Source organism: Chryseobacterium subflavum (assembly GCF_055762745.1).
Window position 1 is genome coordinate 148,099 of sequence record NZ_JBVTMR010000005.1, and the last position, 18,229, is coordinate 166,327.

The 18,229-nt window shown below is 39.2% G+C and carries 17 protein-coding genes; 9 read left to right on the top strand and 8 right to left on the bottom strand.

Annotated features, from left to right (window positions below; translation table 11 throughout):
• Positions 1-30 precede the first annotated feature (30 nt).
• On the top strand, positions 31-840 hold the full coding sequence (gene metQ / locus AC0INN_RS19785; protein WP_172279313.1) for a methionine ABC transporter substrate-binding lipoprotein MetQ: 810 nt from the start codon (positions 31-33) through the stop codon (positions 838-840).
• A 283-nt stretch (positions 841-1,123) separates the two neighbouring features.
• Positions 1,124-3,385, top strand: a complete 2,262-nt coding sequence (locus AC0INN_RS19790; protein WP_306614719.1) for a glycoside hydrolase family 3 C-terminal domain-containing protein — start codon at positions 1,124-1,126, stop codon at positions 3,383-3,385.
• 178 nt (positions 3,386-3,563) lie between these two features.
• Here AC0INN_RS19790 and AC0INN_RS19795 read toward each other — a convergent pair whose 3' ends face one another.
• Together AC0INN_RS19795 and AC0INN_RS19800 are read right to left on the bottom strand one after the other, a co-directional pair.
• The gene (locus AC0INN_RS19795; protein ID WP_306614721.1) at positions 3,564-4,124 is read right to left on the bottom strand and encodes a DUF2652 domain-containing protein; all 561 of its coding nucleotides are present in this window, start codon (positions 4,122-4,124) and stop codon (positions 3,564-3,566) included.
• 197 nt (positions 4,125-4,321) lie between these two features.
• A complete protein-coding gene (locus tag AC0INN_RS19800) occupies positions 4,322-5,068 on the bottom strand; it encodes a metallophosphoesterase (RefSeq protein WP_306614723.1) in 747 nt (248 codons plus the stop codon).
• A gap of 95 nt (positions 5,069-5,163) precedes the next feature.
• On the opposite strand from AC0INN_RS19800, the gene AC0INN_RS19805 reads away from it, so the two are divergent.
• Positions 5,164-5,799: an alpha/beta hydrolase gene (locus tag AC0INN_RS19805; protein WP_306614725.1), complete on the top strand. Its 636-nt coding sequence runs from the start codon at positions 5,164-5,166 to the stop codon at positions 5,797-5,799.
• Positions 5,800-5,864: 65 nt separating this feature from the next.
• On the opposite strand, the gene AC0INN_RS19810 is transcribed toward AC0INN_RS19805, so the two are convergent.
• A complete protein-coding gene (locus AC0INN_RS19810) occupies positions 5,865-7,067 on the bottom strand; it encodes a CynX/NimT family MFS transporter (protein ID WP_306614727.1) in 1,203 nt (400 codons plus the stop codon).
• A 78-nt stretch (positions 7,068-7,145) separates the two neighbouring features.
• Here AC0INN_RS19810 and AC0INN_RS19815 point away from each other — a divergent pair, with 78 nt between their 5' ends.
• Positions 7,146-7,931: an AraC family transcriptional regulator gene (locus AC0INN_RS19815; protein ID WP_306614729.1), complete on the top strand. Its 786-nt coding sequence runs from the start codon at positions 7,146-7,148 to the stop codon at positions 7,929-7,931.
• On the opposite strand, the gene AC0INN_RS19820 is transcribed toward AC0INN_RS19815, so the two are convergent.
• Both AC0INN_RS19820 and AC0INN_RS19825 read right to left on the bottom strand, forming a co-directional pair.
• Positions 7,932-8,516, bottom strand: coding sequence for an LOG family protein (locus AC0INN_RS19820; RefSeq protein ID WP_306614731.1), 585 nt, complete (start codon positions 8,514-8,516; stop codon positions 7,932-7,934).
• A gap of 41 nt (positions 8,517-8,557) precedes the next feature.
• Positions 8,558-9,946 carry an MFS transporter gene (locus tag AC0INN_RS19825; protein WP_306614733.1) on the bottom strand — a complete coding sequence of 463 codons (1,389 nt, stop codon included), beginning with the start codon at positions 9,944-9,946 and terminating at the stop codon, positions 8,558-8,560.
• 142 nt (positions 9,947-10,088) lie between these two features.
• On the opposite strand from AC0INN_RS19825, the gene AC0INN_RS19830 reads away from it, so the two are divergent.
• From AC0INN_RS19830 to AC0INN_RS19850, 5 genes are all read left to right on the top strand, one after another.
• The gene (locus tag AC0INN_RS19830; RefSeq protein WP_306614735.1) at positions 10,089-10,559 is read left to right on the top strand and encodes an Lrp/AsnC family transcriptional regulator; all 471 of its coding nucleotides are present in this window, start codon (positions 10,089-10,091) and stop codon (positions 10,557-10,559) included.
• A 277-nt stretch (positions 10,560-10,836) separates the two neighbouring features.
• A complete protein-coding gene (locus AC0INN_RS19835) occupies positions 10,837-11,604 on the top strand; it encodes a methyltransferase domain-containing protein (RefSeq protein WP_306614737.1) in 768 nt (255 codons plus the stop codon).
• The gene (locus AC0INN_RS19840; protein ID WP_273648554.1) at positions 11,588-12,061 is read left to right on the top strand and encodes a GNAT family N-acetyltransferase; all 474 of its coding nucleotides are present in this window, start codon (positions 11,588-11,590) and stop codon (positions 12,059-12,061) included. Before AC0INN_RS19835 ends, AC0INN_RS19840 begins: the two co-directional genes overlap by 17 nt.
• Positions 12,062-12,298: 237 nt before the next feature.
• A complete protein-coding gene (locus AC0INN_RS19845; protein ID WP_306614739.1) occupies positions 12,299-12,640 on the top strand; it encodes a hypothetical protein in 342 nt (113 codons plus the stop codon).
• A 290-nt stretch (positions 12,641-12,930) separates the two neighbouring features.
• A complete protein-coding gene (locus tag AC0INN_RS19850; protein ID WP_306614741.1) occupies positions 12,931-14,103 on the top strand; it encodes a T9SS type A sorting domain-containing protein in 1,173 nt (390 codons plus the stop codon).
• Positions 14,104-14,164: 61 nt separating this feature from the next.
• Here the strand turns inward: AC0INN_RS19850 and AC0INN_RS19855 are convergent, their stop codons facing one another.
• From AC0INN_RS19855 to AC0INN_RS19865, 3 genes are all read right to left on the bottom strand, one after another.
• Positions 14,165-16,378, bottom strand: a complete 2,214-nt coding sequence (locus AC0INN_RS19855; RefSeq protein WP_306614743.1) for a S9 family peptidase — start codon at positions 16,376-16,378, stop codon at positions 14,165-14,167.
• 44 nt (positions 16,379-16,422) lie between these two features.
• Positions 16,423-16,857, bottom strand: coding sequence for a MarR family winged helix-turn-helix transcriptional regulator (locus AC0INN_RS19860; protein WP_306614744.1), 435 nt, complete (start codon positions 16,855-16,857; stop codon positions 16,423-16,425).
• 137 nt (positions 16,858-16,994) lie between these two features.
• Entirely contained in the window at positions 16,995-18,209 is a 1,215-nt protein-coding gene (locus AC0INN_RS19865) for an FAD-dependent oxidoreductase (protein ID WP_306614746.1), read from the bottom strand.
• Between the last annotated feature and the right edge of the window lie 20 nt (positions 18,210-18,229).

Genomic DNA, 18,229 nt, shown 5'->3' on the forward strand with positions numbered 1-18,229 from the left:
ATTCTGCCTTTAAATAAAAAATAGTATATAATGAAGAAATTAAAAATCTTAGGACTTCTTACAGCAGGTTTGCTGGTATTTAATGCATGTAATTCAGCTAAAAAAGATGATCCTAATTACATCAAAGTAGGAATTACCTCAGGACCAGAGCAACTGATCGCTGAAACAGCGAAAAAAGTAGCTAAAGAAAAATACAACCTTGAAGTTGAGCTGGTTGCTTTTAATGACTATGTAGTTCCAAATGAAGCTTTGAACAATGGTGATATTGATGCCAATGCCTTTCAGCATGTTCCATACCTGAATGAACAGTCCAAACAAAGAGGGTATAAACTGGCCGTTGTAGGAAATACATTTGTCTATCCTATAGTTGCCTATTCAAAAAAGATTAGAAATATCAGTCAGCTACAGAATGGAAGTACTGTTGTAATTCCCAATGACCCGACGAACGGAGGGCGTTCATTGCTGTTACTACAGAAAAATGGTTTATTAAAACTAAAAGAAGGGGTGGGACTTCTTCCTAAAGTCACTGATATTACAGAAAATCCAAAGCAGCTGAAAATCCTGGAAATTGAAGCACCACAATTACCAAGAGTGCTGGATGATAAAGAAGTGGTGATCGCAATCATCAACAATAATTTTGCGGCACAGGCAGGATTGGACGAAACAAAATCCGGGATTTTTAAAGAAGATAAAGATTCACCTTATGTAAATGTAGTGGTTGCAAGACATGACAATAAAGATGAGGAAAAGGTAAAAAACTTTTTAAAAGCTTACCAGTCTGATGAAGTGGTGAAAAAAGCAGCAGAGATCTTTAAAGGGGGTGCTGTGAAAGGATGGTAATTTTGATTTAATAGTATAGCAATTGAACAATACAGCGATGATATAACATCCTAATTTTTCAATTGCTACTATGGCATTACAATTTTTAGCTTTTATCCTTTCCGGGTGAAAAAAAATCATGTATCTTTTTTCAGTAGCAAAAACCCTTACAACAGGGAGCTTTGTGATTTGTTCGTTTGGATAAGAACCTGATATAATTGATTATTTCTTAAAAATTTTCATTATCTCAATTTGAGATAATAAATAAATTTCCTATTTTTGTTACGAATCAAAAAAAGGTTTTATGTTTAAGAAAACTGCCATAGTAAGTTTATTCACTCTTATTTCAATTTCTTCAATGGCTCAGAATACTACCCTCCCGATCTATTTAGATGAATCGAAACCGGTTGAACAACGTGTTAAGGATGCTCTTTCCAGAATGACACTGGAGGAAAAAGTAGCCATGCTTCACGCACAATCAAAGTTCAGTTCACCAGGTGTTCCAAGATTGGGAATTCCTGAATTCTGGACAACAGACGGACCTCATGGGGTACGTCCGGAAGTTATGTGGGATGAATGGAATCAGGCAGGCTGGACCAATGATTCAATTATTGCTTATCCGGCATTAACTGCTTTATCCGCTACATGGAATAAAAAAATGTCATGGAACTACGGTAAAGCATTAGGAGAAGAAGCCCGATACAGAAAAAAAGATATCCTTCTCGGACCCGGAGTTAATATTTACAGAACTCCACTCAACGGAAGAAACTTTGAATATATGGGGGAAGACCCTTACCTGACGTCCAAGATGGTAGTTCCTTATATCCAGGGAGTGCAATCGAACGGAGTGGCAACGAGTGTAAAACATTTTGCCTTAAATAACCAGGAAATGTTCCGCCATACCAGCAATGTTACCGTGGACGACAGAGCCCTGTATGAAATTTATTTACCGGCTTTTAAAGCAGCAGTAACCGAAGGGGATTCATGGACGATCATGGGCGCTTATGATATGTATAAAAACCAGTATGCCAGCCAGAACCAATACCTTTTAAATGATATCCTGAAAGGAGAATGGAAGTATAAAGGAGTGGTCATTTCAGACTGGGGTGCGGTAAACAATACCGAACAGGCGATTCATAACGGACTGGATCTTGAATTCGGAAGCTGGACCAACGGTTTATCGGCAGGAACAAAAAATGCATACGATAACTATTATTTAGCAAAACCTTATCTGGACCTTATTAAATCCGGAAAAGTAGGAACTAAAGAACTGGATGACAAAGTGAGCAGACTTTTAAACCTGGCTTATAAAACAACAATGAACCGAAACAAACCTTTCGGAAATATTGCTTCCGCTGAACATCAGGCTGTAGCCAAGGAAATCGGTGAAGAAGGAATTGTTTTATTAAAAAACCAGGGGAACGTATTACCAATCGATCTCACCAAAACTAAAAAAATAGCAGTGATCGGCGAAAATGCGATTAAGATCATGACTGTTGGTGGTGGTTCTTCATCATTAAAAGTAAAATATGAAACATTACCCTTAGACGGAATCAAAAAAAGATTCGGAAAGCAGGTTGATGTGCAGTATGCAAGAGGATATGTTGGAGATATCGGCGGAGAATACAACGGGGTAAAATCCGGACAGGACCTGAAAGATACCCGCTCTGAAACCGAATTAATCAATGAAGCTGTAGAGCTGGCAAAAAAATCTGATGTTGTTATTTTCATTGGAGGATTAAATAAAAGTGATTTCCAGGACAGCGAAGGAAATGACCGTAAAAGCTATGGACTTCCATACAACCAGGATCATCTGATCTCTGCGTTGGCAAAAGCCAATAAAAATTTTGCTGTTGTTTTAGTTTCCGGAAATGCGGTAGCGATGCCTTGGATCAAAGAAGTACCTACCATTGTTCAAGCTTGGTATCTGGGTTCTGAAGCAGGAAATTCGATTGCTTCTATCTTAGCAGGCGACGCAAACCCTTCAGGAAAATTGCCATTTACTTTTCCGGTTAAGCTGGAAGACAATTCCGCGCATCAATTAGGGGAATATCCGGGCCAAAAAGATCAACTGGCAGCAGGAAAAGGAAAAGATCAAAAGAATCCTATCAACATTACTTACAATGAAGGAATTTTCGTAGGATACCGTTGGCATGATACAAAAAACATCAAACCTTTATTCAGCTTCGGGCACGGACTAAGCTACACGACTTTCGAGTTTGGAAAAGCTAAAGCGGATAAAACGACGATGTCTCAGGACGATAAGATAACATTTACGGTAACGGTAAAAAATACAGGTAAGAAAGCAGGTGCTGAAGTCGTTCAATTGTACATCAGTGATCTTAAATCCTCTGTTCCCCGTCCGGCAAAAGAGCTCAAAGGTTTTGAAAAAGTATTTTTAAATCCCGGAGAGCAGAAAGAAGTAAGCATTAGCATTGACAAAACAGCACTAAGCTATTTCGATGCCGATAAACATGACTGGGTAGCTGAACCGGGAGATTTTGAAGCCTTGATTGGAAATTCTTCAGATGCCATTAAAACTAAAGTGAAATTCACTCTAAAGTAGATAATTTTTTTTTCATCATTTGTGTTTTTTGACCTCCCGAAAGGGAGGTTTTCTTTTTATATAAAATCAAAGATTTTGTATAATAAAACCCTCCAAAACCATCAACTTATTACAATCAATATTAAAATAAAATGCCCAGACTAATCCGGGCACACCTATAGCATTTATAAGGAAAAAATTAAATATGCTGTTTTATTCCTTCAAAATAATGGATCACTCCAACATCAGGCAGGTTTTGTTCCTCATCAGTATAAAAATTACTGCTGCTCTCTGTACTTTCAAGGAAAGAATTGCTGAATAAGGCATAAGAAGGTTGCTTTGCAAAATCGTTTTTCAACAGCTTATGAGCTTCCACCACAGGTGCTCCATACAACTTTCTGAAATTTCCGATTTTATATTGGGAAAACTTTCCGTAATGAACAATAAATTTTAACGATAGATCGATGGAAATGCTTAATGCTTCATTGAGCTCAGCTACTTTTCTGCTAAATGCATTCTGCATATTCCGAAGCATATTGGAGATTTTTTTAAAAGATGGGTTTTTATCATATCTGAAAAATAAAATGGCATCCCCTTCAATTTCAGAAATTTCAAAATACCTGTTATTAACATCGATCAGAATGGATAATAATTGTCTTACAATATACTCTCCCGTGTATAATTTCGTATTCAATACAAATTCGGTAAATCCATTGAAATCCGGAATCAGTATAATACCCTCTTGTATATTTGCATCCATGATGTTGAGTTTAAAAACCTGTTGTATCTAAAGACGTAACAAGTTTCATTTTACTTTATTCACCCGCCATATAATGATCGGGGTAAGACAACAATCAGAAAGCAAGGTTCAATTCCACCTGAAATTTATCTACTCATGTGAAATCACCTACAAATAAATTATCAAATTATTTAAGTATTACATCAACATTTACAATATTACACCTCAATAATCAGCTCTTTCTCATACCCGTTGTATTTCTCGTCAATATATCCATGCGGATTACAAATAATTTCAGTTTTTTCAAACACATATCTGCAAGGCGTGTGAATATGGCCATGAATCCAATAAAGTGGCTCATATTCTTTAATCATATCTTCCAAATCGGAAGCATACGCTGATGTTAAAGGATCATTCTTATATTCTTCAGGAACTGATTGAATACTTGGGGCGTGATGAGTAACTATAATATTTTTTAATCCTTTTGAATTTTCCAGATTCTCTTTTAATGTTATTTTCGAGAGCTGATGAATTTTAAAAGTATCAATTGTTCTCAATTTTGAATAAGAAGGATCCCTGCGGATTTTAAGGTAATCATTCATTCTTGGCTGACAGAGCATTCCATACTTTACCGGATTTCCAAAGATCGAAAAATCTGTCCATAATGTGCAACCATGAAACCTGACTCCTTCAAAGTCTACAAAAGAATCTTCGAGCACAAAAACTGTAGAATCCTCTGCTGCTTCTTTTATCTTATTCAATGTTTTTGGATAAGAACCTTTATAATATTCATGGTTCCCAAGCACATAAATAACAGGTTTATCAGGAATCTTACCCTTAATCCATTCAATACCTTTAGTCCCTAAATTAATATCACCAGCCAATACAACAATATCTGCTCTGTCAAAACATAATTCAGTGGAGCCAAATTCCTGGTGCAGATCGCTGATGATTTGTATTTTCATATTTTTCAATTGAGGATAACATAGTTTGCAAGCAACAAAAATACTACAATATCAAAAACTATATTTATCTTTATCCCTTTAATGCAGGGTACCCCATGAAAACAGCCATAGCCATTCTTTTTGCTTTTCTTCTGACATCAAATTTTTTAAAAGCTCAACAAAAACAATATATTTTCTTTCTCCATAACAAGTTTCTTGAGGGGCATTCATTGACCGAAAAACATCCGCAATACGGTATTGCTGAATATACACCGATCCTGAATAAGCTGAAAAGCAAAAACACTGTAGTGATCTCAGAAAAAAGAGCTGATCAGACCGATCCGGAAGTCTATGCCCGAAAGGTCATTGCTCAGATTGACAGCCTGCAGAGAAAAGGAGTTTCTTCCCGTAACATCAGCATAGTCGGAACATCGCAAGGCGGCTATATTGCACAATATGTTTCTTATTATGCTAAAAATCCGGATCTTAAATTTGTAATTATCGGCTCGAGCTTCAAGGATGATTCATTAAATAAAATTGCCGGTTTCAAACTATACGGTAAAATACTTTCCATCACGGAAAAATCTGATGAGGGCCATGTCCCTTTATCTTCCGAGAAAAGATATCAAAACTCAAAATTAGCGGCATTTAAAGAAATAGAACTTAACACTGGAATGAAGCATGGATTTTTGTTTAAAGCTTTAGATATTTGGCTTAACCCTACCAAAGAATGGATTTATAAGAATTTTTGATCCAGGTTGCCGGATAACAACATTGCAGCATATCCAGTAACAACAAAACCATCAACTCACAATTCTCAACCTTCAACAAATTTCCGCTGTGCCGCCCTCATTCCGAAGAAAAACATCAGAATGACTGAAATTCCAAGAAAAGCAAATGAGTATTTCCAAGACGGATCCCAATCGTGTAGCTTTCCAAAAACAGCAGGCCCGAATGCAGCAATCAGATAGCCTACAGACTGGGCCATTCCTGAAATTTTAATGGCATTGGCACTTGATTTTGTCCGTAAAGAGAAAAATAAGATCGATAAGCTAAATGATAACCCATTCGATAGCCCCAATAAAATTGCGGTCGCATAGATCCATTGTGACTTCAGCAAGGCAAACATGACAATACTTGCAAACATTAGGACACAAAGGAAAATGATCATTATTCGCTGATCTTTCATCTTATTGGCAATGATCGGTCCTACAAAAGTAATGGGAATCATGGAAATCTGAATGACGAACAATACCCAACCCGGAGCATTTCCATTCATTCCATAGTCATTAAGAACAGCAGGCAACCAGGAAATTAAAGAATAGTATACCAAAGACTGTAATCCCATAAAAATACTGATATTCCAGGCCTGAGCCGATTTGAACATGTTAAAATCAGACTTTGCCATTGAGCTGTTAGCTTGTCGTACGCTGTTTTTATTTAACAATAACTCCAAAATAACGACCAATAAAGCCAAAAGGGCGATCACCAGCCATATTCCAAGGGAACCACGCCATCCATATCCTGTCCATTCTCCAAGGCTCACGCTGTATCCCGAAGCCAAGGCCGCAGTAAGATTCATTGCCACTGCAAAAATACCGGTCATTAACCCGATCTGTTTTGGAAAATTATTTTTGATATAACCGGGTGTAATTACATTCCCTACACAGATTCCTAAACCGATAAATACGGATCCTGTAAATAGGGTCCAAACCGACCCGAAGACCCTTAAGAATAATCCAAAACTCAGAATAACCAATGCGTACAATAAAAACCTGTTGATACTGAACCGGTGTGAAAACCGGCTTACGATTACAGAACAACTTGCAAACATCAGCAAAGGTATTGAAGTAAGCAGGCTGCTTTGAAAATTATCCAGGTGTAAAGACCGGCTGATCTGGTTCAGTACCGGTCCTACTGAAGTAATAGGTGAACGCAGGTTACTGGATACCAGAATAACCACCAAAACATTGATTAGTAATAGGATATATGATGCTTCTTTTCTTGTTTCGTTTTTCATAATGAGGATCAAAATTGTTACAGCAAAATTAATCATGTTATTTTGCATACATTTGCCATAATATTAATCTAAAACGACATGATGTCTTCCAAACCTCTATTGAATGTCGATGATGTCAGCAACCCGTATTTTGTTTGGTTTGAAGATAACTGGCGGCATGATGATGTTCTTCATACTCATGAGAAAAAAGGACAGCTTGTGTATGTTGAAAGCGGGTTTCAATATCTTACAGTAGAAGGGAAAATGTATCTTTTACCCCAAAACCATGCGGCCTGGATTCCACCGAAGGCTTTGCATAAAACCAATTCTCATTCTGAAAGTATTCGGCTGATGATTATGTTTTTTGATGTTGATACAGAAGATCCTTTTTACCATCAGGTTCATGTATTTTCAGTACCAGCTGTATTGAGAGAAATGATCAGGTACGCTGAAAAATGGTCGATGAATACTACCGAAAATAACGATGAAAATATTTTCCTAAAAGCATTATACAACGAGCTTCGTAACTTTGTGGCCGATTCTATTCAGCTTCACATCAGCCTTCCTCAGGATAAAAGATTAACGCAGGCGATCAATTACCTGAATACCCATTATACCGAAGATCTTAAAATGGAAGATCTGAGCGATATTGCTTCATTGTCACTCAGGTCCCTGGAAAGAATTTTTAAAAAAGAAACAGGACTTACGCTGATCAAGTATCAGCAGATACTTCGCATCATTAAAAGCATGGAATTACTAAGTGCCAATGAATGGACCATTTCTGAAATTGCTTTTCAGGTCGGATATAAAAGCCTGCAAGCCTACACCAACAGTTTTCAGTCGGTCATGCAATACAGGCCCAGTGATTTTATCAAAAACTTATGATCACACCTCATCCTTAGAGATCCATTTTTCAACATTTGGAGCCTCGTAATTCTTCATTTTCATTAAAAGGGTATCAATGTTGTCATCTACGATCAGCATCTTTTGATTGGTTTCTTTTAAAAAACCTTTATCAACCATGTTCTGAGACATCTGTAACAGGTCATTATAGAACCCATTGACATTCAGAACAGCAATTGGCTTTTGATGCAGCCCAAGCTGTGCCCAGGTCATCATTTCAAAAAGTTCTTCCAGTGTTCCATAACCGCCCGGCAGAGCAATTACCCCATCGGATAATTCGTTCATTTTCGTTTTACGTTCGTGCATTGTTTGTACCAGAATGAGTTCACTTAATCCCAGGTGGGCAATTTCTTTCCCCTGCAGAAAATGAGGAAGTATCCCTATTGCTTCCCCTTTGTTTTCCATAACCCCGTTAGCTACTGTTCCCATCAATCCGCTGATCGCACCGCCATATACCAAACCTATCTGCTCTTCCGCAAGCTTCTTTCCAAGCGCATAAGCTTGTTCTTCATAAACCGATTCGTTTCCAAAACTTGATCCACAAAATACGGTTAGTCTCTTTATCATGATTTCTCTTTTTTAATAATTATTATCTGTACAAACACTTCTTATAAAACGGCAACCTGCTCTCTTTTCACTTTATGTTCCCTGATGATCAAATATACCAGAATTCCAAGTGCACATACTGCATAAGCTGATAAAATAATGATACTTAAACTGCCAACTGCCAGATCTGACGGGAACAGCTGCCCCATTAAAGTCATAAATGAGAGACCGATTCCTGCTCCCAGAAAATAGTTGGTGCTCGTTAAGCTTGAAGCAATCCCATAATGCGATGCATCCACATCCCGGATTCCCAGAATGGATAAACTTGTAAAGCAAAAGGTCATTCCTATTCCGGATATGCATGCGGCACCCAATAATACGATCGTTAATGGATGTCCCCAATAAATAGCTCCCAACAGAGATAAAGCTCCTGCCAGCATAAAAGACCATCCGAAAATTCCCATTTGTGCAGGATTCAGCTTTTTGGAAATCGCAGGTAATACAAATTTAGCCACTAATGCAGACATAACACTGAAAGGAACCAACATCAATCCTGCGGAGGCGGCACTGTATTCCATATCTTTCTGAAGCATCAAAGAGATCAGGAATAAAAATCCAATGAAAAATGCACCCAGTGTAAAAAAGGCAATATTGGAAGCCATGAGTGATCTGTGTTGGAATAATTTAAGATCAATCAACGGCTGTTTGATGGTTCTCAGACGGTAGATTACAGAACCTAAAAGTATAACCGCAACCACAATTGATCCGATGACTAAAAAAGGCTGTTCCATAATCAGAATAAGCTCGTGTGTTCCATACGTAAGGCTTAAAAGGCCTAAAACCAGCAATATTCCTGAAACGGCATCTGTTTTCTGCGTACCTTCCGATTTTTCATCTGCCGGAAGATATTGATAAGCAAAAATAAGCGTCAGCAAAAGGATAGGTACATTGATCAGGAAAACCCAATGCCAGCTTAGGTAAGTACTGATGATCCCTCCTATTGACAAACCGCTTCCAGATCCGATCGCAGCAAAAGAGCTGAAAACACCCAATGCTTTATTCCTTTCCTGATTTTCCGTAAAAGTATGGGTTACGATAGATAATGCTGACGGCATGATAAATGCCGCTCCAAGTCCCTGTAAAGCCCTGAATATAGCCAGCATTTCGAAATGAGTGGAAAGCCCTGCTCCCAATGACGTCAACATAAAAATTAACGCTCCCAGTAAGAACATTTTTTTACGTCCGATCTGATCAGACAGTTTCCCTCCGATAATCAGAAAGCCTCCGAAAAATAAAACATACAAGGTCTGAAGCCACTGAACAGTTTCTGCCCCGATATTGAACTGTTTCTGAATAGCAGGAATGGTAAGATTAATGATAGCAATATCCAAAGCCTCCACGAACGTTCCGATCGATGCGAGTATTAATATTAAATTTCTTCTTGTTCCCATACTATTCAAATTTCCTGCAAAATTAAAATTATTAGAACGTATGTAAAAATTTAGTTTTAAATTTGGAACAAAATATTTATACAAGACAAATAAAAGAACAAATGTTCTTTTAAGATAATATTACCATAAAAAAACAGAACAAATGCAACCCGAAAAATATACCCTCGACGAAAAAGACCTCTCTATCCTGCGTTTGCTACAAAAAGATGCCAAACTAAGTGTAAGGGATATTTCCACACGCATCAATCTTAGTCCGACACCCACCCATGAACGGATTAAGCGTATGGAAAAATCAGGAATTATTAAGGAATATACCACTGTTTTAGACCGGAAAAAAGTCAATAAAGGGATGATGGTCATATGTATGATCGCTTTGAACGCCCATAATAAAAAGATGGCTACAAAATTCATCGAAGAAGTCTGCAAATTAAAAGAAGTTGTTGAGTTTTATAACATCAGTGGTGATTTTGATTTTATGCTAAAGATCCTGGCTCCCAATATGGATGAGTTTCATGAGTTTTTTGTGAATAAACTTTCGGAGATTGAAGGGATCGGGCAGACAAAAAGTATTTTTGTGATGAACAGTATTAAAGAAAGCACTCAGATCGTTTAAAGTTTTGTAAGCACAAAGACATCCTTTTTTGAAGGTCAGGTTTTAAATTACAAGGTTTCAATCACCGGTACATGTATAGAAAAACACATTTTTGTATAAAATGCGGATCCTAATTAAGCCATCTTTCACCACCTTTAAAACCAACACATAAAAATTCTATTTTAAAAAATACTATAATCAACGGTTTCCATTTTAATTTAAGAAAGTTTTAATCAAATTTATCCTCCCATTTAATCAGGAATAACTAAATTCAGGTGATCAATTAAAAACATTTTTTATGCCTTGGAATCCTGACATTTACAATCAATTTAAAAATATCCGTTTCAAACCTTTTTTCGACCTTGCGGAACTCATTACCGGGGAAACGCCGATGAAGGCCATAGATTTAGGTTGCGGAACGGGGGAACAAACGGCTATTCTCACAGAAAAATTTCCCCAAGCCGAGTTTATCGGAATCGACTCCTCTCCGGAAATGCTTGAAAAATCCAAGACCCTGGAAAATGACCGGCTTCATTTCAGAATGTCCACCACGGAAGAGATGCTCACGAGTGATGAAACCTGGGACCTTATTTTCAGCAATGCAGCCCTTCAGTGGTCTGATGATCACCCTCAGTTATTCCCCAAGCTGATCTCAAAACTTAAAACAAACGGACAGGTCGCCATCCAGATGCCTTACCAACCGGGAAACACATTGAATAAGATCTTAACGGCTCTTGCCGGAGAAGAACCTTTTAAAAGCTATTTACAGGGATGGAACCGGCCTTCTGCAGTGCTCACGATAGATGAATATGCTCAGATCTTATTCGAGAACGGAATTGAAGAGTTAAATCTTTCTCAAAAAGTGTATCCTATCATTGCGGAAGATCATGATACTTTGTTCAATTTTATTTCCGGTTCCGCTTTAATCCCCTATCTGGAAAGGCTGGATGAAGAACAACAAAAAGAATTTACCCACGAGTTTAAAGCCCGCATTGCTACAAGTTTTCCCAAGCTTCCTGCCATTTATGCATTTAAAAGAATCTTACTCTATGGAAGAAAAAAATAAAGAGCTCCATCTGCGCAAAGTAACCTTCGGCGATTTAAAGACGGTTATAGAAATGCTGGCGGATGATGTACTGGGAAAAAACAGAGAAGAAGTTTCGGATCCCCTGAACGAGCAATATATCTCAGCCTTCAGAAGCATCGAACAAAACCCTTATCAGGATTTACTGGTTCTGGTCAATCGGGATGATGAGATCCTGGGAACCCTGCAGGTCACGTACCTTCAATACCTCAACCACAAAGGAAGTAAACGTGCATTAATCGAATCTGTCCGTATCCATTCGTCGATGCGGGGAAAGGGTTTGGGTGAAAAAATGTTTCACCTGGTGATTCAACGGGCTAAAGAAAACGGAGCTGATGTCGTACAGCTGATGTCGGATAAAACAAGAACTGAGGCACTCAGGTTTTATAAAAAGCTTGGGTTCACCGCTTCCCATGAAGGCTTTAAAATGAAAATTTAAAATAAATCCGAAACTTTATAATTATCGTATATGCTTATGGGACACCGTATTAAAAAATAAATTAAATCAAAAGACAAAAATATTTTAAAACAGATGCAAGATTTTCGGATTACCGGATTTAAGATATAAACCAACTAATGTTACTTCGAAACCTGCTTTGGTATGGGCTTTGAACAAGAAAACAATATAATAAAACAAGGTTAAAAACTTAAAATAACAACAAAAAGCTATCATACAATGAAAAAAATACTAGCATTAGCGATTTTAACATTAGGAATATTCAACATGACCAGTTGTACGGTAAAGCCATCCGCACAGTCAGAAAATCAGGAAAAAGATATGACGATCGAAGCAAAAGGAAAGATCACGAAAATTGAAAATGGAAAAGACGGCTATATGGCCACCATTCAGGATGCTGACGGGAAAGAATACGTGGCAACGATCAGTATTGTGAACCTTCAGAAAAGCGGCAGTACCTACAAACGTTATGAAGTAGGTGATTCGATCTATGTAAAAGGCCCTTCCTGGAAAGATGATCAGGGCAAAGTATATATCAAGGCTGAACAGCTTAAACAATAAAGCAACCATTTTTTTAATAATTCTCTATCATGATATCCTTCAAAAAAAATTTGAAGGATATTTTTGATGATCAGATCCAGGCCAATAAGCTCTGCATCGTAAATATACAGATAATTAGATGACATAAATAAATAGAATAGATATTAACCATAATCCAAAACAACCCTTTCAGTACTAGATTCCAAACACTTACACCTATAAAATACATCCCACAAAAGTGACTAAAATATTATTTATGCCATAATATTTCCTAAATTAGTGATAACTAATAACCATCAAAACTCAAATTTATGAGAACATCACTATTATGCGTGAAAAATAGCATAGCAGCGGCTATGGTATTTCTAACGGGTATGGCTGGCGCCCAACAATGGCTGGTCAATGGAAACAGCGGAATTGCACCCAACAATTACGTAGGCACCGTAGACAGCAGAATTCTGTATCTGAGAACAAACGGCGCCACTTCAAATCCCAATCAGGCACTTCTGAATGAATTCGGTTCGTTTATCGTAGAAACAACGAATAATACCAATGCCTCAAAAGCCAAAGGAAGCATTATTGCAGGAATATCCAATACTTTGGGAGGCCAGGCCGGCAGCAGCATTGTTGGTGGATGGACCAATAACCTCAGTAATGCGGGAGGAGCTAATATCGTAGGCGGACAGGATAATGCTGTTTTGAACAATGCCAGCAAATCGGTTGCACTGGGTTGGAAGAACATCATCCGGAACCATAACGAATTTGCATTAGGAGTGGGGATCGATCTTACCGAAGAGTATTCCGGAGGATTTGGAATCGATCTTGCAGCCGCAGGTAACCGTTCGTTCGTTATCGGCGCCGGAAGCGGCGGAGCCAAGCTTACCAATACCATCCCCTATTCTATTATGCTGGGAATGTCCGGTAATTCAACAATGCTGATCAAAGACCAGAGTGTAGGAATACGGACCAACGCACCTACAGCTAATTTCCATACTGTAGGAACCGTAAGGCTTCAGGATCTGCCCGTAGGAAGCGGACGCGCATTGGTTGTGGATTCTAACGGCAACGTCATGGTATCCAACTCTATTCTCTCCAGAACGGCCCCTTCTGATGAAACTGTTCAAAAGCTTGAAGACCGTATCAAAACCCTTGAAAATACCGTTGAAGAACTCAAGCAACTTCTTGTAAGCAAAAATACCATCACTGATATTTCCCTTTCGGATACCCCTTTCCTAGGGCAAAATGTCCCTAACCCGGCAAAGAATGAAACAAGTATCCGGTATTTTTTACCTCACCATATAAAAAACGCTTCACTGGACATCTACAATATTTCCGGACAGCTTATTAAATCTGTTCCTCTTCGTGAGAAAGGAAACGGAACGATACGACTTTCCGGGTCAGAACTTCAGTCCGGCACTTATGTGTATAAAATGACAGCAGATGGCAAAGTAACTGATGCCAAAAAGCTTATCATACAGGATTAAATTCTTGATATATTTTTTTCAAAAAAGCGGTCGCTGAGGTTATGCCTTCAACGACCGTTTTTTATTTCTCTGTATTTTTCAGATTTTCTTCGAAATACCGTCGGATTGCATCATTTACGTAGTCTTCACTTTCTATATCATGTCCTTTTCCGGGAACCAGGATGAGGTCATACCTTTTTCCGGCTTTCGTTAGCGCATCAATCATCCGGATGGTTGTTGAAAGCGGGGCATTTATATCGCTTGTTCCATGTATAAGAAGCAATTTACCTTTAAGGTTTGCGGCATGATTGGTATTCGTTCCCCATTCGTATCCTTCTTTATTATCTTCCGGCAGTCCCATATAAGGTTCATTAATTTCTGCGCCTTCTGTCAGTTCACCCGGTGCCGAAGCAATGCCGACCTTGTACAGGTCAGGCGCCATCTGCATAGCCCGGATGGCAAAATAGCCACCCCATGAATGGCCGCAAATACCAACACGCTTCATGTCCATATAGGAATATTTTTCCCCAAGCTGCCTGAAAACAGCCACACGATCTGCAATTTCATATCTTCCGATATTCCTGTAAACAGCATCCTGGAAAGCTTTGCTTCTTTCAACCGTTCCCCTTGTGTCCATCATTACTGTGATATATCCCAGTTGAGCTAATGCTTGCGCCTGAACCGAAAGTGATGTTGTAGGCCCGAACCGATGAGGTACAATATTGATAAAAGGACCGGCATACACCATTTCTACGACAGGATATTTTTTAGATGGATCGAAATCATAAGGTTTGTACATGATTCCATAAAGATCCGTAATTCCGTCAGCTGCCTTAGCTTTAAAAATTTCAGGAGCCCTGAATCCTATTTTCTGCAGCTTGGTGATATCAGCCTGATGAACCTGTTGCAACCACTTTCCATCCGTTGTCCTAAGCTCAACGGCGGGAGCTGTATCCGGAGAGGAATGGGTATCCAGAAAATATTTCCCGGAAGGTGAAAACTGGGAATAGGTATGGATCCCGGGAGCGGGCGTTAGTCTTTTACTATTTTTTCCGTTAAGACCGACACTATATACATTGGTAGAATACACTTCTTTTTCGGCATTCGCCGTGAAGTAAATCAGTCCTGATTTTTCATTCGTTCTGATCACACCGGTGACCGGAAAATTTCCTGATGTCAGCTGGCGGACCAGTTTTCCATCCATACTATACAGGTAAAGATGTCTCCATCCGTCACGTTCCGACATCCATATAAAAGAAGGGCGCTCCTTCAAAAGGGTGACCTGACGTTTCCAGTTGCCGGTCAGGAAATCCAACCCGGCTACAAAGGTTTTAGCCTCTTCGCTCAGAATTGTCCTGCCTGCTCCGGTGTCAGGATTCGTGGCCAGAAACTCCAGCTTTTTCCCAAGACGGTCCAGGCGCATAAAAAGAACTTCCGAACCCTCCTGTGTCCATCCTACCGGAAATACATATTGGGGAATGCCGGAACCTTCTTTTATGGTAATGCTGTTTCCGGAATCAATGTCCAGTACATACATTTCTGGAATTTCAATAGCGCCGCCTGTTTTTGCATAGACAGTGTATGTAACAGATTCCTCAGGTTTCGAATAATCTATGACAGGCAAGTGATGAACCTTCCTGCCATCAGACCTCTTCAACAGCAGCCTTTTACCGTCTTTTGACCAGCACCCATTCTCGACGGTCCAGGGATAATCATACGTTCCGCCGGTAGTAAGCTGTTGTTCTCTTTGGCCGGAATGGCTAATAAGCCAGATATTGTGATCTTTCATAATAACAGATTGTTTTCCGTCAGGCGACAAAATGCCTGCCAACGGCTGCCTTACTTCTTCCTTTCCGTCAATTTTTAAGATCTTATAATCTCTCAGGTACAGTCTAAACTTTTTATGCTCAACAAAAAATTCCGCAGCATTATCATCCTCTACAAAAACAAAATCACTGAACGGTAACCCCTTATTTTCCGGTTCCTTATCTAACCATGGAGTGAGTGCTTTCCTTAAACGGTCCTGATCAAAAAAAGGACGCTTTGTATTGTGTTCCGGATCCACTTCATACACCATCGTATTTTCAGGAACTCCCACAGCAAACCAGAAGCGGCTTCCATCCTTGTACCAATGCGGAATAATGTAGGTATCCCGGATTAGGGAATGGAACTTCAAATAATTCCGGTAACGGCCTTTGCTCGTTATGGTATCACTCACTTGTGCATGAGCAAAGGAAACCAGAAAAACGATCATAAGACCCACCTTCAGGATAGCATATTTACACAAAATTTTCATGGAATGGATTTTTATGTGGAACCTTACAATTCATCTGTATTTTTTCAGCTTTTGCAATTAGCTGTAATCTTATTAACAAGCTTTCTCAGCAGTTCAATCTCCTCCGGAGAAATGCCTTCAACTGCTTTTTTCCTGTTTGCATTCACGATGGGCTGAATATCGTTTAAAATATCTTTTCCCTCCCCGGTAAGGATGAGGTTAAACCGTCGTCTGTCTTCTTCAAATGAATCTCTTTTCAAAAAATTCCTTTTCACTAATAGCTCGATAATGCGGGTTACCGAAGCATGATCCTTAAAAGCCCGCCTCGCAATATCTTTCTGGGCAATTCCCGGATTTTCATTAATTATACTCAGGACCAGTCCCTGATCGATCGTAATGTCAAATCCCCTGTCATTGATCTGCTTCTGGGCAAACTGACGATAAGATTTGATCGATTCCTCTATGCTGTAAAAAATAGTATGTTCCGATTGAGCCATCATAAATTATTTAATTGATATAAATATAATTGATATATCAAATATATAAATAAAATGAATACCGGGTAAAAAAATATATAAAAATTTAAAAGCCTGCTACTGCGGGCTTTACACTGGGTTTATTATTATCCTTTTCGGGACTATTCTCCATTCACCGGGTTTCCATACAATACTTCTCCACCCTCAAGAGACATGATAATGGCTTCGTTGCTGTATATTCTCATTGCATCTTCATAGTTTTCAATCGCTAAAGCAAGCTCCGTATTGCCGAAAACGGCTTCACTGATATTCGCTGTCAATAATGCGGCATCTCTGAATGCTGTATTGGCTCCTACTCCGCCGGCGGGGCTCATTGCATGCACGGCATCCCCTAAAGCGGTAATATTCCCGGACACCCATTTTTCTTTAGGCAATGAAGATCTGATCGGACCCATGACTAAAGACTGCTGATCTCCGAAGTCCAGGAGGGCTTTTAATTGGGGATGCCAATTATCGGTAACCCTTCGAATATGATTAAAAATCTCCTGTGAAGAAAGCGTATAAAAATCCTGCAAAGGCCATCCAAAAGCAGCCGGCTTTCCGATAAAGGCCCAATAGAAATAATCCTGCAACGGACTTAATGCATCCCATGAGCTATTGTGTTTCGAAAAATCAAACTGCATCGCATCGGCAATTAATGAAAACTGATCTCCAAGAATCACGGAAGTCCCGGTCCGCAATTCGGCAGCAATTGCTTCGCGGTTTTCATCCGTTAGGAACGTCCTTCCGTAGATGGTTATATTTCCGGTATTTACTTTTTGGTCTCCGCAACATTCAGTGCCGATCCGGGAATTTACGCCATCTGCCGCAATAACAAGATCAGCAGTATAAGTGCTTCCGTCAGCAAAAGAAAGCAATACTTCCCCGCTTTCCAGCCTGCGATAATCTGTTACCGCTTTTCCAAAATGGATCTTCTCTTCCAGACCATGTACCAGTATCTCCCGTAAAGTCAGCCGGTTGGGTTTCAGATCGGGAACTTCCCGGATGCCGTCACTCCAGGAATCTACCAGGTCTTTTCCTGTTTTTTCAAGATGGGAAGTAAAAACTTTCAGTCCTTTGGTACGCGCAGCACAAGTTTCCATAAATAGCTGATACAGCGATTCCGGAAGACAATCTTCCAGTGCCTGCCTGCCCTGCTCATTGATCCTGATCCGGTATCCCTGGGTTCGTGTGTTCATCGCTTCGTCCTTTTCAAAAAGGACACATTGGATTCCTTTCTTTTTCAGTCCCTGGGCCAGGCATAAACCTCCTAATCCTGCACCTGCAATAGCAATTCGTATTTGCTTCTGTACCGGTATTCTATTTATTGTATCCATCGTTCTCTTTTTTTGATGAT